Consider the following 23,018-nt stretch of genomic DNA (forward strand, 5'->3'; position numbering starts at 1 on the left):
ATAGGTATCCTGTTAATATTAAATTAAGACAGCTTTTCAATAGTACGACGCTGTTCTGCCATTTCATGCTTGTAGGCAATATCGGTCATACTACGTAACGCCATTAACAATTCTTCCTGCCAATATTCTTCATAAAAGAGTGAAGAGGGTATGGCTTTACATACTTGATAAAATATCTGCAAAAAGGATGCATGTTCTTTATGACTAAGCAATAACGCATTCAAGCCTATAATATCGGCTAACAGCGAATCCACTTCATGTGGCTGTTGCAATAGCGAAAGCATCAGTAGTAACCACGACGACTCCTCCGCATTAAACGCTTTGGTAAACGAATACGACAACAATGTACTCACAAACAGTAGGTCAGCGGAGCGCAACATTTTAAGTTGCGTCAGGCGTCGTAAAAGCTGGCCAAACTCCAGGCGCGAACAACTGGCGTCATTCGCGTCAATATCGGTTAATAGCGAACCCTCAATAAAATCCAGTACCACCAGTCGACGTTGATAGCCATAACTGGCTATCCAGTCAGAGTAAATCTCCACTTCATGTGATTCACTCTGGATAAATTGCCGATAGCTGGCACGCAATAAGCCTGGTTTTAACGATAATGTTTTCCCAAAAAGCCGGGCCTTCAACGCACAATTAATCCCTGCCTTGAGGGTCTTCGGATCGGTTTGCTCTTCAACGTGCTTAAGTAACGACTCCAGCTTTTTCCGCACGATCTCTTCCAGGTCTTTACGACGAAGCAATTCGCGTAACACAAGGACTAAATCACTGGGGTCAGGAAATAAGCTACGCGCCTGACGTAAAAAATCTTCTAACGCGCCGCCATGTACGCTAATTAGCTTTAATATTTGCTTCGCCTTCGGTAAAGCCTCATCCTCCAGCACGCGTTCAAAACTGTTAGATAAATTACTGGATTTTTTTTCATAATCGCGACGGTTACGAAATTGCGCCAGCGCCGCTGACATTTCGTCCGTCGACTGGACAAATTTTTGTACTTCCGCCCCTGGAGACGAATCCTCTGCGGCCTGTTGTATTTCCGCCTGTTGCGCATCAGTATGCTGGGTCGCATCCTGATGAGATGTCTGCCGGGACAATATTCTGGAAAATGAAATACCAGAGGTTGAGCCAGGAATCATTTAATTACCTCCTGACCTCTATCCAGATAAACACGAACCCATTTCTGTAACTTATCGTCCCCACTCCAGGCACCGCTTTGCTTCAGAATATTGTTTACCGATTCGCTGGCATCCGGCGTTAACGGGTCGACAATTTCTTTTGGTTCAATCATGAACACACGAACAACATTACTTTTATTCTTACTGGAATAACGGAACAGGCTACCAATAAGCGGTAATTTGCCTAAAAACGGAATACTTTGGACAGTATCGGTATTTGCATCCCGTGTATAACCACCGACCAGCAAACTTTTTCCGTGCGGAACTCTTGCAATAGTGCTAATTAACGTTCGCCCGACTTCGGGTAACGCATCTACGGAGGTGGTAGTATCGGATTGCGGCGTCTTATCGTTGCCATCTTCAATGTCCAGCGACATTTCTATCTGACCATCTGCGGAAAAACGGGGCAGCACTCGGATCATTGTTCCGTATGTTACATGCTCAAGCGCCACATTACGTTCCCCAATCAGCTTGGTGTAAAACGTTCTGTTGTTATCAAAAATAGCGGGAACATTTTCCTGAGTCAGTAATACCGGACGCGAAACCACCGTCGCCTGTTTCTTCTCTTCTAACGCATTGACCGCGGCGATGAATCGACTGCCATCGAGGGTACTTATTGAAGACTGGTTTAATGACACGCCAAGTTTGTCCCCAATAGTAATGCTGCCGCTCCATGAAGTGCCCAAACGCTCCAGATCGCTTTTATTAAGATCGACAATCCACAGGGATAATTCTACGTGACGTTTGGCGACATCCAGCGCTTTAACCAGCATTTCGATAAAATGCACCTGCTCAGCCGTTCCCTTTACTAACAAACTGTTGGTATCCGGATAGGCCACGATTTTAATATTGCCCGCCGCGGCATTTTGCTTTAAAGCTTCCTGCAGACTCATGCCACCGGCATAATTTGCTGCTTTACCTTTCTCTCCATTCGCTGAAAACGCTGGCATCGCCGGGGGTTCGCTACTGACAATATTACCTAAAGGCTGCTCTTCTCCCTGCAATAACCTTTCAATGGCCGTAGCAATACCGGGAATAACCATTTTCTGATCGCGCAGATTGTAGGTACGATCGCCCACGAAGGTATTGTTCAGACGCATCACCCCTATTTTCTGGCGTCCCAGCTCAATACCATCGTTTTGCTTGTCCATCATGGTGGCGGCGTTGACCACCATATCAACATAGACGGGTGGCCCTGAAACATAGAATGTTCCTTTACGGTTATCGCCACGTAGCGGGTAATTTTTGTTATATAAACCTGAGCGTTTTAGAAAATTGTTGAACTCATTGAGTGAGACGTTGCGTAAAGAAACCACGGCATTGCGCATTTCACTGGCGTCATAAATATAGATAGCCTGCCCATCGAAATACCAAATCAGCCCCAGTTGTAGGGAAAGCTTCTCCAGTAATGCGTTAGGATCGTGAAACTCAAAGTTGCCCGTAATTTTTTTTCGTGCCGCCATTTTGCTAACAATGACAGGCTCCTTTAGCTGTAGCGCCATGGCATCGAAAAATGTCCGCAGGCTATCGTCTTTCGCAACAAACCCACTTCCCGTTACAGGTATTTTTTCACTAGAATAACCAGGTGCAACCAGAACAAGCGCGGCACATGCCAGCACTCTGGCCAAAAGAATATGTGTCTTCATTTGTCTGCCAATTGAATAATATTTGATAATTTCCGCGGCGAAACGCCGATCAGCTCTTTGATCTCACTAGAAAAATGTGAAGGCGATGAGTAACCATGATTAACGGCTAATTGGGTGATGTTCTCGTGGCCTTCTACACTATTCAGCAGCGATTGCGCCATACGCCAGTTTCGTAATTCACTCTTCGCTTTTCCGCCCAACGCTCTGCTGCACAAACGACGAAAATGGGTATAAGAAACGCCATAGTCTTCTCCCAGCATTCTCATCGTGTTGCCGCTGGTTGACTGAGCGAGTAAATAGCCAACCAACCAGTAACTCTCGCTTTTTCGTAACAGCGCCAGTACCTTATTGAAGGCCGGAGAAGGCGTAATAATTTGCTGCAAAAACCAGTACTCGCAGCGTTTACGATCTTGCCAAATAGCGCGAAACTCAGGACTCAGCAAAACCCATTTATCGGATTCAGCATATGTCGTGTCCACTAATCCTGCGCCATCGATAAATGCCAGTAATTTGCTGAGTACTTCAATTTTTAACGGTCGAAAAACCAGGTCTCCTGATACTGGTGCGACAACGGCCTGCTCGCAAAAAAGCAGCGCGCCTTCCTGAATCAGGCAGTTTTCATTGTGTCGGCCTTCAGAAAATGACATATGCAGCTTTTGCGCGGAACACGTCTGTATAAACCATGCTTCCGGGCTGCGGATTTTCCGCTTCTCTCCTTCTTTAAGTACTTCCTGCGTATTTAGCATAGTTGTCAGCACCAGTTAAAAATCATTTTAATATGTAAACAATACCGGGAGCGGGTGGCAAAATCCTGATGCAAACATTATGAAACTGATGCCACCCGCTAATTAAATTAGCCAACTTGCACAGTGCTCGCTGATTTAAAATAGAAAATCAGCTCATAGTGTATAAATTCTGGCTTATTATTCTACAGCAGCAAAAATTCAGATATTGTCATCGGAATGGAGAATTAATTATTTATATCAGGAGTTTTTTTTGCTAGCATTCCTGAAACGCATTCACCCCCTTATAACTATTGTCAGATAACGTTCTGACGGTTGTGTAAAAACATTGCGCCTCATTCTTCTGTAGTTGGAGTTAATATGAAAAAATTTTATAGCTGTCTTCCTGTCTTTTTACTGATCGGCTGTGCCCAGGTACCCCTCCCTTCCTCCGTGAGCAAACCGGTACAGCAACCTGGCGCTCAGAAAGAGCAACTGGCCAACGCAAATAGTATTGATGAGTGTCAGTCTCTTCCGTATGTGCCGTCAGACCTTGCGAAGAATAAATCATTATCAAACCAGAACGCTGATAATTCCGCATCAAAAAATAGCGCAATCAGCTCAAGCATTTTTTGCGAAAAATATAAGCAAACCAAAGAGCAGGCGCTCACCTTCTTCCAGGAACATCCACAATACATGCGTTCGAAAGAAGATGAAGAGCAACTCATGACCGAATTTAAAAAAGTTTTGCTTGAACCCGGAAGTAAGAATTTAAGCATATATCAGGCGTTACTTGCTGCCCATGAAAGACTGCAAGCCTTATAAGGCCATATCACCGTTGGCTGAACTCATCATGATATAATTAAGACCATATTTTGCATTGCCACTTAATATCAATATAATTATTATAGCTATGGTCACTTTTACGGTTGGCCATTTGTCTCTTACGTTGCATTTATCAATCTGCTTTTTGATACAGCAGCACCTCGCTGCTGCTTTTTTTATTGGCGATAAAGAACGGCCTCCCAGACTCGGGAAAATAGCCGAAACTTATACTGACAAACTATCGTCTCGTATATCGCGATAAAATGACATCCCCCTCTTGCCCCACATGTTGGCATTCTTACGATACCCCATCCACTTTTCGCGAATAACGTTCTTTTTACCTGTGACAGCGTATTGACGACCAGGCTAGTATAGCGGCAGAAACGTCCCGATGTCTGGAATGAATGGCAAACAGTCTATAAGGTGATTGAATGGATACGACAGAAGAACTAAACGGAACCTACTTCTACCACGGACAATCGAACCTGCCAGCAGGTGAACTATTTGATGTAATTTTCCTTGAGCAATTTTGTGATGAACCTGGGATTGGTATTGAGTCAGGTGCTACCATCCTCGCCGGGCAACCGTGGTTAAAAACCAGAACGAAACCGGGAGAGGCAATCAAAGGGACAAGTGTTATCTCCAGGTATGGGAGAATGCTTTTACGAAATGCACGAACTCCTTTTGGTATTAGAGTTCCTACACCCGTTGGTATAAGAATGCGAAAAACAAATAATCTTGCCGCAGTCATAGCACGATATGTTCCATGGTTAGGTTGGGTTGGTCTTGTGAATTCAATTTACCAGGTATCAAGGAGAACTCAGGCAAAATACAACCTAATAGCACGCCCTAAAGATCGTATACAATGGACATCCTTTTGATGGACACAATTCAGCAAGAGGTGTTAGCACTCTTCCGTGAAGAGATTCCCGGATATTTAGACAGCAATTGGAAGGAAATCCCTTTAGAACTTGATTCTGATTTATTTGAAGCTCCAGGCGATGACCTGCATGAAGCTTTGGATAAATTTGAAAAAAAATTTAATGTAGATTTATCACAAGTTAAATGGTCGTGTTATTTTCCCTGGGAGAATACTCCACTGCTTACACGATGGTTTAAATTAAAACGGGAAGATGTAGAACGAACTCGTACACCTTTAACAATCAGAATGTTTTCTGAGTCAGCGAAAGCTGGGAAATGGCTTTATGATTAGTGAAAAATATGTCGAATTAATCAGGAGTTAATTACTATGAATTTTGTTAATCGGTTAAAATTAAAAGTAGTAAATTTCATATGCTTTTCAAATTAAAATAATTTGTTGTATCTACCTTTCGATCACCAGTAACTTTGACGCCATCCGTTTCAAATTGACCATTTTGTTCTGGTGTATATCGCGAGTAGACATTTCTGAATGTGTTTGACTATCCACTCTTTTTTAGCCTGCGTGTATGGCGGCGACAATGCTGTTACATAGGTACCGGTATATTACCAAATTGATTCTGCCAGATATCCCGCCTCACGTAGAGCATTCATAATTTTATTCGCTAATTCATACTGATATTCATACGAGGTATTCTCCATGGAAAATACCGTTAATTCATATTTATAATACAGCCACCCATCATTCTCATTTATCAACTTAGGATTACAGTCATAATTTCTTTCTATTGTAATCATTGTATTTTCGTATCTTAAATATAATGAATTCACTTTTATTATGTCTGGAATCCCTTGGGATAAAAAATCAATTAACTCATATTTATCCAGATCAGACTCAACAACGATTGTGAATTCAGCGTTAACTTCTTCCATTATGGAACCTCAATATATGGGCCTCTATTAAACGGTGATGATCCTTTCATTACCGATATCTGTATTTTTGTTACATCATCCGGATGAAAATGTAGGATATACATCCTCCCGTATGCCACCTTCATCACCAGGGCCTAATGCACGCCGTTGGGCCTTTGTTGATTTTTAACCATCTGATCTTACTCAGCAATAGTGGACACGCAACTAAGTGAGTAAACGCTCAAGCAAGAGGTGACTCACATGACAAAACCAGCATCAACCACCAAAAAGCCACGTAAACAGCAAACTCAGCTCTCTTCTTCTGAACGTGAGCAGAAGATGTCCGCCGCTTAGGGTTGTGTCCCTATTACGCGGGTAGGATCAATCAACCAGTTACGGCAAAAAAGAGAATCATGAATATATTTAGCAAACTCCCTGATGATACGTAATCAGTGAGATTAAAATAATGCAATCGCGATAAACCGAAGTTAATCCCCTGTTTAAAGACAGTGAACGACCTTCTTGCCATGTCTGGACTATATCATCCTCACATGTACGCCTTGAAAGCGTACAGATATGTATTATAATTGTACATATTGTTCATAAACAGGAGGATGAAAACCATGCCTCAGATAGCTATAGAATCTAACGAAAGGCTGTCGTTGCGTGTATCGACGGATGCCAAAAAGTTGATAGTCCGCGCTGCGGCAATCCAGCAAACCAACCTGACGGATTTTGTGGTCAGTAACGTACTACCTGTCGCACAGAAGATTGTTGATGCCGCCGAACGGGTATATCTGACGGAGCGCGATACTCAAATGATCATGGAAATTTTAGATAACCCGCCAGCGCCGAATGAAAAGCTTCTTGCCGCTGCTTTCGCCCTGCCGGACATGAAGAAATGATGTTTACAGACTGGCATGAGGCCGCGATAGGAAAAACCCACAATCGAATGAATTTTGATTGTGGGGATGCCGATCTGAACCAATTCCTGCAACGCCATGCACGACAAAATCATGAGAAAGGGACAACGAAAACCTATGTTGCGCTTGATAATTCGGATGTTACACGTATCCACGGCTTTTACTCAGTCAGTCCTGCATCACTGATATATGCACAGGTTCCCGGCGCAATCAGCAAAGGATTAGGGGGATACGATGTGCCAGTGTTTCGTCTGGGTCGTTTAGCCGTAGACAAATCTATGCAGGGGCAAGGGCTGGGAGCACAACTTTTGTTATCTGCCGGAAAGCGTTGCATACAGGCGGCTTTGCAGGTCGGTGGCGTAGCCCTGCTTATTGATGCCAAAAATAAACAGGTCTGCGACTGGTACAAAGGATTTGGCGCAGTACCATTAAACGATCAACCCCTTTCCTTGTTACTGTCGTTTAAAACGCTTTATGCGGCTTTATCTGCATCTGGTAGGTTATGACAACATGAGGCTTTGTTGAATAATTCAGAATCGGCCAACGATAAGGATACAGGACTCCCACCGGAGCACTCGTTATACGAGCCTGACGCTGGTCGGCATTGCCAACAACGTCATCCTGTTCAGCGCTTTGGCCATCGCCATCGCTTCACCCACCTGCGCGTCATAGTTCCGCAGGCTCAGATGGTCGCCCAGCAAGGTTTTGAGACGGAACATCGCTGTTTCCACTACTGAACGACGGTGATAGCCCACTTTCTTTTCCAGACCTCATTGCTGCCGCTCCGATGTTGATTTGCCACCGCGTGGTTACGCTCATGGTACTTGCCCGGCCAGTATCGCGCACCGCTTCGTGGCGGGATTAGCGGCCTGATTTTTTTCCTCAACAACACATCATGGCAATAGCGCGTGTCATAAGCGCCGTCAGCCGAGGCTTCCCTGATTTTACGGTGAGTCTGGCTAATCAACCCCGGCAGTGCCTGCGCATCTGTCGAGCCTCTGAGCGGGAAAGTATGCCTTTGCAATTAATCAGTAAAGTGTTGCGCGAGAAATAGTGCATCTTTCAAGCACATCGTCTACTTTAATTAACCGATTCATAAAATATATATTATCTGTTGATTTCTAGCTTGTAGGTTATTTTAATAACTGTATATTTTAAAGAATAAAAATTAATATCACCCTACTTCTTTGTTATAATACCAGCCTCCAAAATTGTGCTATAGGAACATCATGGAATTAATTCGTTATGCTGACATCAACAGCGATCTCTATCGCCACATTTGGGTCGTTGGTGATATTCATGGATGTTACTCCTTATTGTTAACCAGACTGGCTCAATTAAATTTCTCTCCTGATACCGATCTCTTGATCTCCACTGGAGATAACATTGATCGAGGAAAAGAAAACCTTGAAACACTGAAACTGTTAAATACCTCATGGTTTATTTCTGTAGTGGGTAATCATGAAGCTATGGCGCTTGACGCTTTTGAAACACAGGATGGCAATTTCTGGTATGTAAACGGTGGTTACTGGTACGACTCGGTCACCGAAAAAGACAGGCAAGAAGCCACTGAGCTATTACTAACTTTTAAGCAGCGTCCTCACATCATAGAAGTTGAAACGTCCTCAAAGAAGTACGTGATTGCCCATGCCGATTATCCAGATGACAGCTACGATTATGGGAAGCAAGTTGATATTGCTAGCGTTCTATGGTCACGCGATCGTCTGCTTGGTTCGTTACAGGGGAATATCCATCCAATACGCGGTGCGGATACTTTTATCTTCGGCCATATGATTGTTGACTACACAACAACATTCGCCAATCAAATCTACATTGACACCGGTTCTTTCTGTTCAGGCAATCTGTCTTTTTTTAAAATAAAGTAATCTGGAAATAGAATTATATAATATACGCAACGATAGCGTTACTTTATTTTGTATTCTGAGGATATATATTCAAACATAGAATTCTATCATAGAATATTAACCCTCCCTGCATTATGGGCAATGATATAGCCTTCAATAAGTACCATTGCCCATTCGTAATAGCGTCTAAATTTCGCGTTTTTCCGCCCATTTCAGCATTAAGATCGCAGGCCAAAAAAACGAAGCCGTAATCCGACGCAGGTAGTTACTCGATCGCCTGAGACGAGTAAAGATCGCACAGCTCAAGATACCTATCGGAAGAAAGCGCAATAACCGTGGTGGCGAAATGGATCGGCTTGCCTTCATGCAACACAATCTTAATACCGGCGGCGGCCGGGATGAAGTTAATGCTCTGTGAATGCCAGGTGTTTTCGGCGATATTTGTCCAGGCCGCGAATTTGCCATTACAGAAGCGAATACCTTCACGACTGATGGTGACTGCCGGCTTTGCCGCGCTTAAAAATGAGCGAGCCAGGCGCACAATAAATAACAGACTGCCGCAACAAATAAGTCCCATAAAGACGGCACCGCCAGTTTTGGGCTCCTCGGGATCGGTGGCCATACTCACCGCCAGCGCAATAAAAACTCCCATCATACAAATCCAGAACACAATACCAACCAACGTTTTAGATCTGGAATAATAGATATTGAACTCCACAGGCATGTTTTGCTGGCTGGTTTTTGATACATACAGTTCCATTGATTCATCCTTGTATAAAAATGTCGTCAGGCGGGTAAACGCTGGGAAAGAAAGTTGAGCAGCAGCGGCTCATTGACGATAGTGGAGCGGTCGATTTTGCAGATCCGGCCCGTAGCGGTGCTAATCATCAGATAGCTCATTGAACTGCCAGCACCCTCCTCGCGCTGGGTGCGAATACTGGCGATCTGCGCATACGGCACCGCCCGGTTTTTGTGTTCAAGCCGATCCGCCAGCGCGGTCACTTTGCCGAATTTAAGACGTCCATCGGCGGCGAGGCGCGCCCCCAGCGCAGAACCGTGTCGCCGGACAAGTTCAGCAGCCAGTCGGTCGTAAATTCCGTTGCCATCGTTCCAGAAATCAAGGTAGATGACGTACTTCTTGCCGCCACTGTGGCGCAAGATGAGTTTGTCGGATTGGTGGAGCAGACGCATTGATTCAAGCGCATCGTAATGGATAACACGATGCCCGGCCTGCAACGCGGTTTCGGTTAACGTCATCCTGCGCGGCGTAAACAGAAACAGAACTGTGACGCTGAATTTCCAGATGATAAACAACAGGCCCACCAGTAGCGATATACCGGAAAGCCGATAATTCACGGTGGCTGTTGCTATGCTGAGAATAAAAAAACCGATCCCGATAGCAAACCATTTCAGCTCCGAAAGCGAAAGATGCCGGGTGTATTGACGACTTTCCATGATGGTATGGTATCCCTGATTTTACTGTCGGCGTATTACGTCAGGTTGAGTAAGGAAGCTATATCCGTTATGTTTCAGGTTATATACACTTCATCCTTCAGGCTGCCGGAGCAACTATTGTACGCTCCTGGAGATTAATGAGAGACATCCTGCCTCTCACCGAAGACCAACCACGAGCCTATACACCATTCGGTGTAAATGCCTTTCTCGGAAGTGAACGTCCAGGCGGCTACCGAACCCGAGCGTGATAATAAAGCGACTCGTTGTCATGAGCCAGTCCCTTAGCGACATTGTCCATTTTCGGATGTCGGCCTGAATTGCCAGTCACACAACCTTTTTCACTGACTCGTCCGTCGGAAACACCGTACGCTTTTGATAGCATGTTGGTTATCTATGCCGGAAATGCGAGTCTGGTTTTTCTTCAGCAGACGATCGAACGGGCTGAGATCTTCAGGTATTTTGAGATTTTGGCCAGTTCATTAGCCAGAGCCTGCAACTGTTTTTCGTCCATAAAGCAACCAGCTTTTGATGTTGAATCGAACATATCAAAATCAGGTAATTACACAATTTTAATTACAGTCTCATTTTGAGTTTGGAAGCATCCGTTTCCCTCTTAATTTTGTTGGGATTTCTCTTTGTTGCGAGCCTGGTCTGAACTAATTGCCTGGCTACTTGCCTTGTTTCGTCAATATTTGGAAAATCGAACACATTTCCAACTTTTACTTTCAAGACAGAACTTGGCTTCCTACCCTCACTGACATTACGATCTGACGAGGCTACTCTTCGCTGGATTACGTAGGTTTTTTTCGTCAAACTGGCTTTTACCCCGAAACCAGCAGGAGCTTCTCTGTGGTCATCGAAAACAATGTAGAGTTTTTGAGCTGGGTTAGCTTCGAAAACGATTTTTCCAGAGCGACTGAGTGCAGACTTAACATTGATACTTAACTTGTTGATAATGAAAGGCTGGCTGAGAGTTGTTTTCAAAGTATCACCCCTGTTGTAGTCCAGGAATGATGAGAATGTAACCTGTCACATTTTAGGCTACAGGTGAGCTACAAATTTATGGGTTTATGTGAGTTTATAAGGGTTTTACCCGGGGCCACATGAGCACTTGAAAGAATAAAAAAACGAGTAAAATCAATATGAATGAGTCATTTGATAAGGACTTCTCCAACCACACCCCCATGATGCAGCAGTATCTCAAGCTGAAAGCCCAGCATCCGGAGATCCTGCTCTTTTATCGTATGGGAGACTTTTACGAGCTGTTTTATGACGACGCAAAGCGTGCGTCGCAGTTGCTCGATATTTCGCTGACCAAACGCGGCGCATCGGCTGGCGAACCTATCCCTATGGCGGGTATCCCGCACCACGCCGTAGAAAACTACCTCGCGAAACTGGTCAATCAGGGCGAATCCGTCGCTATTTGCGAACAGATTGGCGATCCGGCCACCAGCAAAGGTCCCGTTGAACGTAAGGTCGTGCGTATCGTTACGCCTGGCACCATCAGCGATGAAGCCCTGTTACAGGAGCGTCAGGATAACCTGCTGGCGGCTATCTGGCAGGATGGTAAAGGCTACGGTTACGCCACGCTGGATATCAGCTCCGGGCGCTTTCGTCTGAGCGAACCCGCCGACCGTGAAACGATGGCCGCAGAGCTGCAGCGCACCAATCCCGCCGAACTGTTGTATGCCGAAGATTTTGCTGAAATGGCGTTAATAGAGGGACGCCGGGGTCTGCGCCGTCGCCCGTTGTGGGAGTTTGAGATTGATACCGCCCGCCAGCAGTTAAATCTGCAATTCGGTACGCGGGATCTGGTCGGTTTCGGCGTCGAAAATGCCTCGCGTGGATTATGTGCGGCAGGCTGCCTGTTACAGTACGTAAAAGATACCCAGCGCACCTCCCTGCCGCATATTCGTTCCATTACGATGGAACGCCAGCAGGACAGCATCATTATGGATGCCGCGACCCGCCGCAATCTGGAAATTACCCAGAACCTGGCCGGCGGTGTCGAAAATACCCTCGCCGCGGTGCTTGACTGTACCGTGACGCCAATGGGTAGCCGAATGCTTAAACGCTGGCTGCATATGCCGGTACGAAATACCGACATATTACGTGAACGCCAGCAGACCATCGGCGCCTTGCAGGACACCGTCAGCGAACTGCAACCGGTGCTGCGTCAGGTCGGCGATTTGGAGCGTATCCTTGCGCGTCTGGCGCTGCGCACCGCGCGTCCGCGCGATCTCGCCCGAATGCGTCACGCCTTCCAGCAGCTGCCGGAATTGCACGCTCAGCTTGAAACCGTTGACAGCGCGCCGGTACAGGCGTTGCGTAAAAAAATGGGCGATTTCGCCGAGCTGCGCGACCTCCTGGAACGCGCCATTATTGACGCGCCGCCGGTACTGGTCCGCGACGGCGGCGTTATTGCGCCCGGCTACCATGAAGAGCTGGACGAATGGCGCGCGCTGGCGGACGGCGCCACCGATTATCTCGATCGTCTGGAAATTCGCGAGCGCGAGCGTACCGGGCTGGATACGCTGAAAGTCGGCTATAACGCGGTACATGGTTATTACATTCAGATTAGCCGTGGTCAAAGCCATCTGGCGCCCATCAATTATGTGCGTCGCCAGACGCTGAAAAATGCCGAACGCTACATTATTCCTGAGCTTAAAGAGTACGAAGATAAAGTTCTGACCTCGAAAGGCAAAGCGCTGGCGCTGGAAAAACAGCTATATGACGAATTGTTTGATCTGCTGTTGCCGCATCTGGCCGATTTACAGCAGAGCGCCAACGCGCTGGCGGAGCTGGATGTGCTGGTTAACCTGGCCGAACGCGCCTGGACGCTGAATTACACCTGCCCGACATTTACCGATAAACCCGGTATCCGTATTACCGAAGGTCGCCACCCGGTGGTTGAACAGGTACTGAATGAGCCGTTTATCGCTAACCCGCTCAACCTGTCGCCGCAGCGCCGGATGTTGATCATTACCGGCCCCAATATGGGCGGTAAAAGTACCTATATGCGACAAACGGCATTGATCGCCCTGCTGGCCTATATCGGCAGTTACGTTCCGGCGCAAAACGTGGAAATCGGCCCCATCGACCGTATTTTTACCCGCGTCGGCGCAGCGGACGACCTGGCTTCCGGGCGTTCGACCTTTATGGTGGAGATGACCGAAACCGCGAACATTCTGCATAATGCCACGGAAAACAGTCTGGTATTGATGGATGAAATCGGGCGCGGTACCTCTACGTATGACGGGCTGTCGTTGGCCTGGGCCTGCGCGGAGAATCTCGCGAATAAGATTAAAGCGTTAACGCTGTTCGCTACCCACTACTTCGAGCTGACCCAATTACCGGAGAAAATGGAAGGCGTGGCGAACGTCCACCTGGATGCGCTGGAACACGGCGATACTATCGCGTTTATGCACAGCGTGCAGGACGGCGCGGCAAGTAAGAGCTATGGTCTGGCGGTCGCGGCGCTTGCGGGCGTCCCTAAAGAAGTCATCAAACGCGCGCGCCAAAAACTCCGCGAGCTGGAGAGCATCTCGCCCAATGCGGCGGCAACGCAGGTGGACGGCACGCAAATGTCGTTGCTTGCCGCCCCGGAGGAGACATCGCCTGCCGTTGAAGCGCTGGAGAATCTCGATCCGGACTCCCTGACGCCACGCCAGGCGCTGGAGTGGATCTATCGGCTGAAAAGTCTAGTGTAAACGTGTCAGACCCGATAGCACCGCGCTATCGGGTCTGCGCGCCGGAACAGGCTTTTCAGGCTGTGACTGTCGTTTCATGTAAATGACGCCAGACTATCCGTCCTCTTTCCCTTTTTAAAATGACCGTCGACCAGCGTACCGTCTCAGCCTGGCCCGGCAGTTGCTGGCGCTCACGATAACGCAGCGCGGCGCCTTCCGGCCACTCCGCCACAAGGTCAATGTGCTCAACCACGATAACCAGCCCCGGGCGACACCCGCGCTGCGCCTGGAAAAAAGCGCCCAGCGCCGGATAATCCAGACAAATACCTCCTGGCGTTATCATCGTAAAATCAACAGCAAAACGCGCTATCAACGCCTCCAGGCTACCCACCCCCTTACTAAGCCAGTTCTCAATCGCCGCATGGGCGTGAATAATTTCTTCTTTATATGGATTCATGATCTTTCCTTTTTCAGGCACAGAAGCGCCTGTCTATTGTTTAGACAAACAGCGTAAATAAGGGGCAGCAGGGTGATACCGGCGGCGGCAATAAAGGTCCAGCGATAAGCAACCTCAAGCGACATAACGCGCTGGAGCGCATTTAACAGCAGCGTCAACAGCGTCGCGCCAAGGAAAAAGCTGATCTGACGATTAAGATTCCATAGCGCGCTGGCGTCAGGCATGTCCCGGCGAGCAATAGTCAGGAAAGCGCCACTCTGCGCGGTACTGCTGCACAAACTGCCGCCAGCGCCCATTAAGGCGAATATCATCATCAGTACACGGTGCGATGTCGCAGGCGTAACGTTAGTTAAAAGCAGTATCCCTGCGGCCTGAAGAAGACAGCCGACGATAATCAGCGGACGCGGCCCAAGCCGATTGAAGTAACGTCCAGTAAGCATAATGGCGACAAATGAAGCGATCGACCAGGGGATCATCAGCGACCCCGCCGCCGCAGGAGATAGCTGCGCGACGTTCTGTAGATAAAACATCCCGACCACGCTGATACCAATGAACATACCCGGTACGCACAGATAGACGATCATGGCAAAACGCAGCAGCCTGTCCGTCAACAACGGCAGATGGAGCAATCTTGCTGACGCCATTGTCGTCGACGCGGCGTTCAGCCAACAATAAGCGAGCAATAAAGTGAGAACGGCCACCGGCAGCGTGGCAAAGAATATCCAGCGCCAGCCGCACGTTTCCACCAGCAGCCCACCAATCGCAGGCGAACATGCCGGCGCCAGTAGCGCCACCATCATGACAACCGATGACACGCCAGCGCGTTCATGCGGTTCAAACTGTTGCCAGGTTAACGCCTGACCAACCGGGATCAATAAGCCACCGCCCGCCCCCTGCACAATACGCCAGAAAACAAGGCTGTGTAATGAATCGGCAAAACCTGCGGCAGCGGCGGCAACGCTAAACAGAATGAGCGAAAATATGATCAACCGTCGTGCGCCGAGATAACGCGAAAGAAACGCGCTAAACGGAACGATCAGCGTTAATCCTGCGATATAACCGTTACTCACCCATGCCAGCGCCGATATGGACGTATGCAGATCCACGGACATCGCAGGAAAAGCCACGCTGGCAATAAACAGATTAATCAGATCAAGAAAGAAGCCGAGCAGGTAAACCACTGCCACTTTACTGCGATACGTCATTATGCATCCTCCGTCAGAGGCGCTAATGTAGCCGTCCGGAGAAAGCCAGATAAGTCCGCGCTTCAACGATATACTGTCAAAATAATTTTGACAGTAAAGGAGCTCGCCATGCTCAATTTGCAGCGTATGTCGCTGTTTATCGCCGTGGTAGATAGCGGCAGCTTCACGGCGGCGGCGGCCGCATCGGGCCAAACAAAAGCGGTAGTGAGTTTTAATATTCGGCAGCTTGAAAAAGAGCTTGGCGTAACGTTACTGCTACGTTCCACCCGACGACTGACGCTCACAGACGCCGGCGTCCTCTTTTACCAAAAAGGCGTGAATTTACTCAATGCAGCGAAAAATTTGCAGGATGAAGTGCGTGCCAGCCATAGTGGGCTGGGCGGCGAGTTACGTATTACCACTACGTCCGAGTTTGGCGAACAGGTGGTCATTCCGGTACTGGCGCAGTTTAGTCAGCGCCATCCCGATCTCCGTATTCGGCATATGTCCTCATCACATCATGCCGATTTAATTGCCGAGCGCTTTGATGTGGCGATTCGGCTTGGCTCGCTGGCGGACTCCCGCTATCGCGCCGCGCTGATATCCCGCTTTACCATTCTGCCGGTCGCCGCGCCGCAGTGGCTCGCCCGCCACCCCGTGTCGTCACTGGAGTCGTTGGCCCAGGCGGAATGGATTATTCATGAGCGATTACCTACGCCGCTACGGTGGACAGTAACGAATAATCATGGCCAACACTCACGCCTGGAGATAAGCAAAGCCGGCAAAATTTCTGTCGACAGCGCGCGCTCGCTGATGGCCTTCGCTCTCGCAGGAAGCGGCGTCGCATTACTGCCGCAATGGTTAGTCAACACCGCACTGGAGGATGGAACGTTAATTCACCTGTTACCCGACTATCATTTTCCCCGTCAGGGCATTTATGCCGTTTATCCGGACGCCCGCCATGTATCGACAAAAGTACGCGCATTTATTGATTTTTTACGTTCGCAATGGGATTGCGGGGAGCACGCCCCATCATTGTAGCCAGCCCGGGAGCATTGCGCTCCCGGACGGATAATACCGTCTTAATCCTTAACTACCAGCTTGTCTTTGATCCCCTGCGCCTGCCAACGCACCCACAGCATAATTGCCGCCAGAACGACAATCGGCAGTAACGGATCGAGCCAACTGCCGCCGGAACCGAACAGCAGGTTAATCAGCGCCACGCCGGTGCCGCCAATCGCCCAGGCAATGGTCGTCGGTACAGACCAAACCACCATCTGCTGTTTGACATCAGAGACGCCCATCATGCGGTTAACCACCCAGAACAGGCTATCGTTGAAGTAGCCGAAGAACAGCGACCCCATCGTTGCGGCCTGAGCGGCAAGCAACATATTGATGCCGGGGATCTGCGCCAGGATCGGCGCGGAAATCGAGGCGGCAGTGATCATCGCCACCGTCCCCGATCCCTGAATCAGGCGTACCAGCGTCGCCACGATAAACGGGATCAGGATCGGCGAGATCGGCAGGTTGGCAACCTGCTCCGCCAGCTGTTGCCCCGCGCCGCTGTCGCGCAGGATCGCGCCCAACGCGCCGCCAGCGCCCGTGACCAGTAAGATAATCCCGGCGCTTTGCAAGCCCTCTTCCAGACGCTCTGCGGTGGTATGTTTATCCATGCGCGGCACCAGCGTATACACCGCCAGCAGAACGCTGATGGCCAACGCGATCACTGGACTTCCCACAAAGTTGATTGCCTGTACCACCGGATGCGTCGCCAGGCCGGACCATCCTTCTACAGTGGCGAGGGTGGAACAGATAGCCTTCAGGAAGATCAGCACGATCGGCACCACAATAGGCAGCAGAGAGAGCGTCAGGCTCGGCAGATCCTTTTGCTCTTTCTCTTTATTGTACTGCTCCAGCGCGGCATTGACTTCATCGGCGTTCAGCGTACGCGGCACGAAATCAGGGTAGCGTTTATCCAGCCACTGCGCATAGAACACAATGCCGATCACACAGGGCACCGCCAGCGCCATCCCGGTCAATAACATTGCGCCGATGTCGACGTTAAAAATCCCGGCTACCCCCAGCGGGCCTGGCGTCGGAGGTACCGTATGGTGAGTGACCACCAGCCCGCCCGCCAGCGCGACGCCCAGCGTCAGTAGCGAACGTTTACCGCTTTTCGCCAGCGCTTTCGCCACCGGATAAAGAATGACAAAAGCGGAATCGACGAAAATGGGGATGCTGACAATATAACCCGTGATCGCCAGCGCCCACTCTTCACGGCGTTTCCCCAGCCATTTGATAAAGCTCCAGGCGATACGCTCCGCCGCGCCGGAAACCTCCAGCAAGCGCCCCATCATTACGCCGAGACCAATCACCAGGCCAATGCTGCCCAGCGTCGTACCGAATCCGCTGGTGATGACAGAGAGCGTTTTATCAATGCCCATTCCCCCCAACAGACCGGCAATACAGGCCGCCGCCAGCATCGCGATCAGCGCATGAACACGGGTGCGTAACACCAGCCATACCAGAACGAAAACGGCAACGATCAGGCCGATAATTGGGGTCGGTAAACTTGTCATGACCTCCCCTCCATATCATCTTGTCGAAAGCGTTCAATAATGTCATCGAAGCGTTTATCGGCGACAAAACCTAACGCCAGCGCACGCTGGTTATCGATACGTCCCGGCCAGGAGGCGACAATTTTCTCGACGCCTTCGTCGCGCTGATGCGTAACCCGATCGCGCGCCGCCTGGCCGCCCGCCTGACACAACGTTTCCAGCATCTCGCCCACGGTTACGCTGATCCCGGGTAAGTTGATGCTGCTCGCCTCGCCAGGCGCGGGTAACGTTGCGGCCAGCGACAGGTTATGGATCACCGTCGCCGGGCTGGAAATCCACAGCCGCAAACTTTCCGACACCGGGCAGACGGTCGTCTCGCCCTGCAACGGTTCACGAATAATCGCGCTGACAAAAGAAGAGGCGGCGCGGTTTGGTTTACCCGGGCGAACACAGATCGTCGGCAAACGCAGCGCCAGCCCATCCACATAGCCTTTGCGGGTATAGTCGTTGACCAACAGTTCACAGGCGGCCTTCTGCGCGCCATAAGACGAGCGCGGCGTGAGTGCGGTGGTATCGGTGACGCATTCCGGCAGCGTACCGCCATAAACGGCAAGCGAGCTGGAGAAGACAAAACGAATTTTCTGCGGTTGCCGACGACACGCCTCAAGTAACTGGCGGGTAAGATCCAGGTTAACTTTCCATCCCAGATCGAAATCGTCTTCCGCATGGCTGCTGACAATCGCAGCGAGATGATAAACAACAGAGGTATTAGCGGTAATCACGTTCTCCAGCACGCCCGGCTGGGTTAAGTCAGCTTCCAGGCAGCGTAAACGAGGGGAATCTGATAACCGTGCAGGCATTTTTAAATCAACAAGAAGCAGTTCGTTAAACGCCAGCGATGAGTTTAATAAGGCGCTTGCGAGTTTCTGGCCTAAAAAGCCGCCCCCGCCGGTAATGATAATCTGCATCCGGATGTCCTCTTTATTGTTGTGTAGGGTAGTTCAGGGTTAGCGCCAGGCGTTAAACCAGCCAAGCCCGTCCTGCGTGGTATTCCGTGGTTGGTATTCGCAGCCTATCCAGCCGCGATAACCTACGTCATCGAACAGCCGGAACAGCCATGGGTAGTTGATCTCGCCATCATCCGGTTCATGTCTGTCCGGTAGCGAGGCGATTTGTACATGGGCATAGCGGCCCGCATACTCGCGAATCAGGTGACTCAAATTGCCATCCACTTTTTGCGCGTGGAAAGTGTCGAGCTGGATGAACACATTCGGGCGGTCAACCTCTTCTGCGATGCCCAGCGCCTGATATTGGCTGGAAAAGAGGTAGCCGGGTTTAACGCCGGGACTCAGCGCTTCGATCAAAATACGTTTATCGTGGGCAGCAAACCGGTCGGCGGCATAACGCAAATTATCGATAAACGTGGCGCGATAACGTGCGCCATCAGCGCCATCCGGCACTACGCCCGCCATGATGTGAACCTGCTCGCATTCCAGCGCCAGAGCGTATTCCAGAGCCAGATCGATATCGGCGCGCGCGTCGTGTTCGCGCCCCGGTAGCGCGGCACGTCCCCACTCGCCCGCCGCGGTATCGCCCGCCGAAGTATTAAACAGCGCCAGCGTCAGATCATGACGCGATAGCTGGGCTTTAATCTCGCTGGCGGCAAAGCCGTAGGGGAACAGAAACTCAACGGCCTGAAAACCGGCTTCGGCAGCGGCGGCAAAACGCTCGATAAACGGCACTTCGGTAAACATCATCGACAAATTGGCGGCAAAACGCGGCATCGGGTTATCTCCTTAACTGCGCAATTTCTTCGGTGGTTAAATAACGAATCGGGCGTTCGCCAAGGATAAAAATCAGCTTTGCCGTCTCTTCCAGCTCCTCGGTATTATTAGCGGCTTCCTGCAAATTCTCCCCGCACACGACCGGCCCATGATTAGCCAGTAAAAAGGCCTGATGCCGGGCCGCCAGCGCTGCCAAATCGCGGGCAATTCGGTCATCCCCCGGGCGATAGTAGGGAACCAGCGGAATGTCGCCCATCCGCATCACCACATAGGGGGTAAACGGGCGAATCACATTTTGCGGGTCCAGCCCTTCGAGACAGGAAAGCGCCGTTGACCAGGTGCTGTGCAGATGTACCACGGCCTTGCAGCAAGGGTTATTGCGATACAACGCCAGATGAAAACGCACCTCTTTAGACGGTTTATCGCCGCTGAGCCATTCGCCCTGCGGGTCCACTTTGGATAGCCGCTGCGGGTCGAGATTACCCAGACACGAACCGGTGGGCGTCGCCAGAATATTGCCGTCCGGCAGTAACAGCGAGAGGTTGCCTGCCGAGCCGGTGGCATAGCCGCGCTGGAAAAACGAGGCGGCTATCCTGACCATCTCTTCTCGCAAAGCGTGCTCTTCTTTTGCCAGTGTCGTCATACCTGAAACTCCCTTTGAGCGCGGATGAAAAAGGATTCATCGCCAAAATTGCCTGACTTTAGCGCCAGCGAGACCGGCGCATGGAGCGCATTGACCCACGGCACGCCGGGTGAAATGCACGGTCCGATGTGAAAACCGGTAATACCGAGGCTTTGCGTCACCACGCCCGAGGTTTCGCCGCCCGCCACGATAAACCGGGTGATACCGCCTTCCGCTAAGCGAGCGGCCAGCAGGGAAAAGAGCGCCTCTACCGCATAGCTGGCTTCGGTAGCACCATATTGCTGCTGGATGGCAGCCAGCGCCTGCGTGGAGGCGGTGGCGCTAATCATTGGCGCCAGTTCGCTGTCCTGACTGAGCACCCACTGCGCCAGCGCTTCAGCGTAGGCCTCGCGCGTCTCGGATGACAGGCAGCGCGCCACGTCAACGTCGCGTGTGGGAGCATGTTGTCGATAGAAAGCCACCTGCTGATTCGTCATTTGCGAACAGGAACCGGAAAGCACCACCGCGCGACCGCTCAGTGGATAGCCTGCGGAACGGGCCTGAGAAACGCCGTGCTTCGCCCACTGACGCGCCAGCCCCATTGCCAGCCCGGAACCGCCGGTCACCAGCAGGGCATCACGCAAAACCTCGCCCTGGATTTCCAGGTGCCGCTCATTGAGCGCGTCAAGTACCGCGTAGCGATATCCTTCCTGCTGTAAACGCGACAGCGCCGCACGGGTCGCGGCAACGCCTTCATCAATCGTCTGAGCCGGAATAACGCCGCAGCGCCCTTGCGCCTGCGCTTCCATCAGACGCGGCAGGTAGCTGTCGGTCATCGGATTGATAGGGTGGTGGCGCATACCGGACTCCGCCAGCAAGTGGTTCATGACAAACAGATAGCCCTGATAAACCGTGCGTCCGTTAACCGGCAGCGCGGGAGAAATCACGGTAAATGAGGTATCCAGCGCCACCATCAGCGCATCGGTGACCGGGCCGATATTGCCTTCGGTGGTACTATCGAAAGTCGAGCAATATTTGAAATAGACTTGCTGGCAGCCCTGTTTTTTCAGCCATACCAGCGCCGCCAGCGATTGTTTTATCGCCTCTTGCGCCGGGCATGAGCGGGTTTTCAGGCTGATAACCACCGCGTCGCACCCTTCCGGTTGCGTCCCGGTTGGGACATCATTGATCTGCACTGTCGGCATCCCGTTTTCGACCAGAAAACTGGCGATGTCAGTCGCGCCGGTAAAATCGTCGGCAATGACGCCAATTTTTAACATGACGGCTCCTCAGGCGTGACGCCAGGCAGAGTAATCCCCGAGAAAATTTTGATCACAGCGCTGTCATCCTCTTTGCCATAACCGGCGTTACTGGCGCTGATGAACATATTTAACGCCGTAGAGGCCAGCGGTAAGGGGAAGCGCAGCGCTTTCGCCGTGTCGGCAACCAGCCCCAAATCTTTGACAAAAATGTCGACGGCCGAACGCGGGGTATAGTCGCCGTCAACGACATGCTGCATACGGTTTTCAAACATCCAGGAGTTGCCGGCGGCATGGGTCACGACGTCATACATCACGTCCAGAGGAATACCGGCCCGCGCGGCCAGCGCCATCGCTTCGGCCGCCGCCGCAATATGCACGCCAGCCAGCAGTTGATGAATGATTTTGACAGTTGAGCCTGCGCCCGGCGTATCGCTGATGCGATAAACGTTGCTGGCAACGGCGTCCAGCACAGGCTTCAGGCGGGTAAACGCCGCCTCGCTCCCGGAGGCCATCACCGTCATTTCGCCCTGCGCCGCTTTTACCGCGCCGCCGGAAACCGGCGCATCCAGCATGTTAAGATTCAATGCCGTCAACGCCGCGGCGATCTCTTGCGCGTCGGCGCTTGAGATCGTGGACGAAACCATCACCGCGCTTCCGGGTTTCATCAGATGGGCGACGCCATCCTCACCGAATAACACCTGTCTGACCTGGGCGGCATTGACGACCAGAATGACTAACGCATCCACGACGCCGGCGAACTCCCTGGCGCTGGCGGCAGCCCCACAAGCCCCTTCAGCAAGAAGATTCGCGCACGCTTGCGGGTTAAGATCGGCCCCCCATGTGGAAAGCCCGGCGCGCAGGCATGAACGCGCAGCGCCCATTCCCATTGAGCCAAGCCCCACAATGCCGACATGAAAATCGGTTCCTGTTGTCATTATCACTCCATGTTAATCTACGTGATATTATGTTTTGTTATGTGAATATAGGCGTTTTTGTAAACAATTGCGGTGAGTTGTTTCACAAAAAATAACAAAATGTGTTATTTTTTGTGAAG

At 50.5% G+C, this 23,018-nt stretch carries 22 protein-coding genes and 3 pseudogenes; 8 read left to right on the forward strand and 17 right to left on the reverse strand.

Going from position 1 to position 23,018, the window contains the following annotated elements; all coding sequences use genetic code 11:
- Positions 1-23: 23 nt before the first annotated feature.
- The 3 genes from invE to invF are packed head-to-tail and all read right to left on the reverse strand — an operon-like array spanning position 24 to position 3,474.
- Positions 24-1,142 (reverse strand): type III secretion system gatekeeper InvE, encoded by a 1,119-nt coding sequence (gene invE, locus EOS97_RS03680; RefSeq protein WP_000612171.1) that lies wholly within the window; start codon positions 1,140-1,142, stop codon positions 24-26.
- Entirely contained in the window at positions 1,139-2,827 is a 1,689-nt protein-coding gene (invG, locus tag EOS97_RS03685) for a type III secretion system outer membrane ring protein InvG (protein WP_000848102.1), read from the reverse strand. The genes invE and invG overlap by 4 nt, the downstream gene beginning before the upstream one ends.
- Positions 2,824-3,474: a type III secretion system transcriptional activator InvF gene (invF, locus tag EOS97_RS03690; protein ID WP_001728903.1), complete on the reverse strand. Its 651-nt coding sequence runs from the start codon at positions 3,472-3,474 to the stop codon at positions 2,824-2,826. The genes invG and invF overlap by 4 nt, the downstream gene beginning before the upstream one ends.
- 456 nt (positions 3,475-3,930) lie before the next feature.
- Here invF and invH point away from each other — a divergent pair, with 456 nt between their 5' ends.
- The 3 genes from invH to EOS97_RS03705 all read left to right on the forward strand — a co-directional run bounded on the left by invH (position 3,931) and on the right by EOS97_RS03705 (position 5,587).
- On the forward strand, positions 3,931-4,374 hold the full coding sequence (gene invH / locus EOS97_RS03695; protein ID WP_000715095.1) for an SPI-1 type III secretion system invasion lipoprotein InvH: 444 nt from the start codon (positions 3,931-3,933) through the stop codon (positions 4,372-4,374).
- Between the two features lie 431 nt (positions 4,375-4,805).
- On the forward strand, positions 4,806-5,255 hold the full coding sequence (locus EOS97_RS03700; protein WP_000381609.1) for an STM2901 family protein: 450 nt from the start codon (positions 4,806-4,808) through the stop codon (positions 5,253-5,255).
- Positions 5,240-5,587, forward strand: coding sequence for a DUF1493 family protein (locus EOS97_RS03705; RefSeq protein WP_001555786.1), 348 nt, complete (start codon positions 5,240-5,242; stop codon positions 5,585-5,587). The genes EOS97_RS03700 and EOS97_RS03705 overlap by 16 nt, the downstream gene beginning before the upstream one ends.
- Before the next feature lie 272 nt (positions 5,588-5,859).
- Here the strand turns inward: EOS97_RS03705 and EOS97_RS03710 are convergent, their stop codons facing one another.
- The gene (locus EOS97_RS03710; RefSeq protein WP_000393295.1) at positions 5,860-6,186 is read right to left on the reverse strand and encodes a hypothetical protein; all 327 of its coding nucleotides are present in this window, start codon (positions 6,184-6,186) and stop codon (positions 5,860-5,862) included.
- A gap of 593 nt (positions 6,187-6,779) precedes the next feature.
- Between EOS97_RS03710 and EOS97_RS03715 the strand changes: the two genes are divergently transcribed.
- Positions 6,780-7,070, forward strand: a complete 291-nt coding sequence (locus EOS97_RS03715; protein ID WP_000855694.1) for a DUF1778 domain-containing protein — start codon at positions 6,780-6,782, stop codon at positions 7,068-7,070.
- On the forward strand, positions 7,067-7,594 hold the full coding sequence (locus EOS97_RS03720) for a GNAT family N-acetyltransferase (protein ID WP_000971651.1): 528 nt from the start codon (positions 7,067-7,069) through the stop codon (positions 7,592-7,594). Before EOS97_RS03715 ends, EOS97_RS03720 begins: the two co-directional genes overlap by 4 nt.
- A gap of 72 nt (positions 7,595-7,666) precedes the next feature.
- Here EOS97_RS03720 and EOS97_RS03725 read toward each other — a convergent pair.
- Positions 7,667-8,085, reverse strand: a pseudogene (locus tag EOS97_RS03725) (transposase); the annotation flags it as partial.
- Positions 8,086-8,317: 232 nt separating this feature from the next.
- On the opposite strand from EOS97_RS03725, the gene pphB reads away from it, so the two are divergent.
- The gene (gene pphB / locus EOS97_RS03730; RefSeq protein WP_000420450.1) at positions 8,318-8,974 is read left to right on the forward strand and encodes a protein-serine/threonine phosphatase; all 657 of its coding nucleotides are present in this window, start codon (positions 8,318-8,320) and stop codon (positions 8,972-8,974) included.
- 244 nt (positions 8,975-9,218) lie between these two features.
- Here the strand turns inward: pphB and EOS97_RS03735 are convergent, their stop codons facing one another.
- From EOS97_RS03735 to EOS97_RS03750, 4 genes and pseudogenes are all read right to left on the reverse strand, one after another.
- Entirely contained in the window at positions 9,219-9,713 is a 495-nt protein-coding gene (locus EOS97_RS03735; RefSeq protein WP_000424946.1) for a hypothetical protein, read from the reverse strand.
- Positions 9,714-9,739: 26 nt separating this feature from the next.
- Positions 9,740-10,408, reverse strand: a complete 669-nt coding sequence (locus tag EOS97_RS03740; RefSeq protein ID WP_000445914.1) for a hypothetical protein — start codon at positions 10,406-10,408, stop codon at positions 9,740-9,742.
- A 156-nt stretch (positions 10,409-10,564) separates the two neighbouring features.
- A pseudogene (locus EOS97_RS03745) lies at positions 10,565-10,783 on the reverse strand (hypothetical protein); the annotation flags it as partial.
- A 210-nt stretch (positions 10,784-10,993) separates the two neighbouring features.
- A pseudogene (locus EOS97_RS03750) lies at positions 10,994-11,392 on the reverse strand (cytoplasmic protein); the annotation flags it as partial.
- Between the two features lie 158 nt (positions 11,393-11,550).
- On the opposite strand from EOS97_RS03750, the gene mutS reads away from it, so the two are divergent.
- On the forward strand, positions 11,551-14,118 hold the full coding sequence (gene mutS / locus EOS97_RS03755; RefSeq protein ID WP_001005807.1) for a DNA mismatch repair protein MutS: 2,568 nt from the start codon (positions 11,551-11,553) through the stop codon (positions 14,116-14,118).
- A gap of 55 nt (positions 14,119-14,173) precedes the next feature.
- Here the strand turns inward: mutS and EOS97_RS03760 are convergent, their stop codons facing one another.
- Both EOS97_RS03760 and EOS97_RS03765 read right to left on the reverse strand, forming a co-directional pair.
- On the reverse strand, positions 14,174-14,554 hold the full coding sequence (locus tag EOS97_RS03760) for a DUF4440 domain-containing protein (protein WP_001070481.1): 381 nt from the start codon (positions 14,552-14,554) through the stop codon (positions 14,174-14,176).
- Positions 14,551-15,759 (reverse strand): MFS transporter, encoded by a 1,209-nt coding sequence (locus tag EOS97_RS03765; RefSeq protein ID WP_000222391.1) that lies wholly within the window; start codon positions 15,757-15,759, stop codon positions 14,551-14,553. Before EOS97_RS03765 ends, EOS97_RS03760 begins: the two co-directional genes overlap by 4 nt.
- Before the next feature lie 87 nt (positions 15,760-15,846).
- Between EOS97_RS03765 and EOS97_RS03770 the strand changes: the two genes are divergently transcribed.
- A complete protein-coding gene (locus EOS97_RS03770; RefSeq protein ID WP_000216308.1) occupies positions 15,847-16,779 on the forward strand; it encodes a LysR family transcriptional regulator in 933 nt (310 codons plus the stop codon).
- Positions 16,780-16,820: 41 nt separating this feature from the next.
- Here EOS97_RS03770 and EOS97_RS03775 read toward each other — a convergent pair whose 3' ends face one another.
- The 6 genes from EOS97_RS03775 to ltnD are packed head-to-tail and all read right to left on the reverse strand — an operon-like array spanning position 16,821 to position 22,899.
- The gene (locus EOS97_RS03775) at positions 16,821-18,317 is read right to left on the reverse strand and encodes a GntP family permease (RefSeq protein WP_000202725.1); all 1,497 of its coding nucleotides are present in this window, start codon (positions 18,315-18,317) and stop codon (positions 16,821-16,823) included.
- A complete protein-coding gene (gene denD, locus EOS97_RS03780) occupies positions 18,314-19,264 on the reverse strand; it encodes a D-erythronate dehydrogenase (RefSeq protein WP_001165730.1) in 951 nt (316 codons plus the stop codon). Before denD ends, EOS97_RS03775 begins: the two co-directional genes overlap by 4 nt.
- Positions 19,265-19,303: 39 nt before the next feature.
- Positions 19,304-20,080 (reverse strand): HPr family phosphocarrier protein, encoded by a 777-nt coding sequence (locus EOS97_RS03785; protein ID WP_001136899.1) that lies wholly within the window; start codon positions 20,078-20,080, stop codon positions 19,304-19,306.
- 4 nt (positions 20,081-20,084) lie between these two features.
- Positions 20,085-20,723 carry an aldolase gene (locus tag EOS97_RS03790; protein ID WP_000209068.1) on the reverse strand — a complete coding sequence of 213 codons (639 nt, stop codon included), beginning with the start codon at positions 20,721-20,723 and terminating at the stop codon, positions 20,085-20,087.
- Positions 20,720-21,982: a 3-oxo-tetronate kinase gene (otnK, locus tag EOS97_RS03795; RefSeq protein ID WP_000912498.1), complete on the reverse strand. Its 1,263-nt coding sequence runs from the start codon at positions 21,980-21,982 to the stop codon at positions 20,720-20,722. Before otnK ends, EOS97_RS03790 begins: the two co-directional genes overlap by 4 nt.
- Positions 21,976-22,899, reverse strand: coding sequence for an L-threonate dehydrogenase (ltnD, locus tag EOS97_RS03800; protein ID WP_000206955.1), 924 nt, complete (start codon positions 22,897-22,899; stop codon positions 21,976-21,978). Before ltnD ends, otnK begins: the two co-directional genes overlap by 7 nt.
- Between the last annotated feature and the right edge of the window lie 119 nt (positions 22,900-23,018).

It is taken from the genome of Salmonella sp. SSDFZ54, assembly GCF_004010735.1.
GTDB classification, from domain to species: Bacteria; Pseudomonadota; Gammaproteobacteria; order Enterobacterales; family Enterobacteriaceae; genus Salmonella; species Salmonella enterica.

Coding starts and splice junctions, on each gene's coding strand:
- EOS97_RS03720 (WP_000971651.1), top strand. CDS start 7,067: ATGATGTTTACAGACTGGCATGAGGCCGCGATAGGAAAAACCCACAAT.
- EOS97_RS03705 (WP_001555786.1), top strand. CDS start 5,240: ATGGACATCCTTTTGATGGACACAATTCAGCAAGAGGTGTTAGCACTC.
- EOS97_RS03735 (WP_000424946.1), bottom strand. CDS start 9,713: ATGGAACTGTATGTATCAAAAACCAGCCAGCAAAACATGCCTGTGGAG.
- pphB (WP_000420450.1), top strand. CDS start 8,318: ATGGAATTAATTCGTTATGCTGACATCAACAGCGATCTCTATCGCCAC.
- invG (WP_000848102.1), bottom strand. CDS start 2,827: ATGAAGACACATATTCTTTTGGCCAGAGTGCTGGCATGTGCCGCGCTT.
- invF (WP_001728903.1), bottom strand. CDS start 3,474: ATGTCATTTTCTGAAGGCCGACACAATGAAAACTGCCTGATTCAGGAA.
- EOS97_RS03775 (WP_000202725.1), bottom strand. CDS start 18,317: ATGACAAGTTTACCGACCCCAATTATCGGCCTGATCGTTGCCGTTTTC.
- denD (WP_001165730.1), bottom strand. CDS start 19,264: ATGCAGATTATCATTACCGGCGGGGGCGGCTTTTTAGGCCAGAAACTC.
- EOS97_RS03765 (WP_000222391.1), bottom strand. CDS start 15,759: ATGACGTATCGCAGTAAAGTGGCAGTGGTTTACCTGCTCGGCTTCTTT.
- EOS97_RS03710 (WP_000393295.1), bottom strand. CDS start 6,186: ATGGAAGAAGTTAACGCTGAATTCACAATCGTTGTTGAGTCTGATCTG.
- otnK (WP_000912498.1), bottom strand. CDS start 21,982: ATGTTAAAAATTGGCGTCATTGCCGACGATTTTACCGGCGCGACTGAC.
- mutS (WP_001005807.1), top strand. CDS start 11,551: ATGAATGAGTCATTTGATAAGGACTTCTCCAACCACACCCCCATGATG.
- EOS97_RS03790 (WP_000209068.1), bottom strand. CDS start 20,723: ATGACGACACTGGCAAAAGAAGAGCACGCTTTGCGAGAAGAGATGGTC.
- EOS97_RS03760 (WP_001070481.1), bottom strand. CDS start 14,554: ATGAATCCATATAAAGAAGAAATTATTCACGCCCATGCGGCGATTGAG.
- EOS97_RS03785 (WP_001136899.1), bottom strand. CDS start 20,080: ATGCCGCGTTTTGCCGCCAATTTGTCGATGATGTTTACCGAAGTGCCG.
- invH (WP_000715095.1), top strand. CDS start 3,931: ATGAAAAAATTTTATAGCTGTCTTCCTGTCTTTTTACTGATCGGCTGT.
- EOS97_RS03715 (WP_000855694.1), top strand. CDS start 6,780: ATGAAAACCATGCCTCAGATAGCTATAGAATCTAACGAAAGGCTGTCG.
- invE (WP_000612171.1), bottom strand. CDS start 1,142: ATGATTCCTGGCTCAACCTCTGGTATTTCATTTTCCAGAATATTGTCC.
- ltnD (WP_000206955.1), bottom strand. CDS start 22,899: ATGACAACAGGAACCGATTTTCATGTCGGCATTGTGGGGCTTGGCTCA.
- EOS97_RS03740 (WP_000445914.1), bottom strand. CDS start 10,408: ATGGAAAGTCGTCAATACACCCGGCATCTTTCGCTTTCGGAGCTGAAA.
- EOS97_RS03700 (WP_000381609.1), top strand. CDS start 4,806: ATGGATACGACAGAAGAACTAAACGGAACCTACTTCTACCACGGACAA.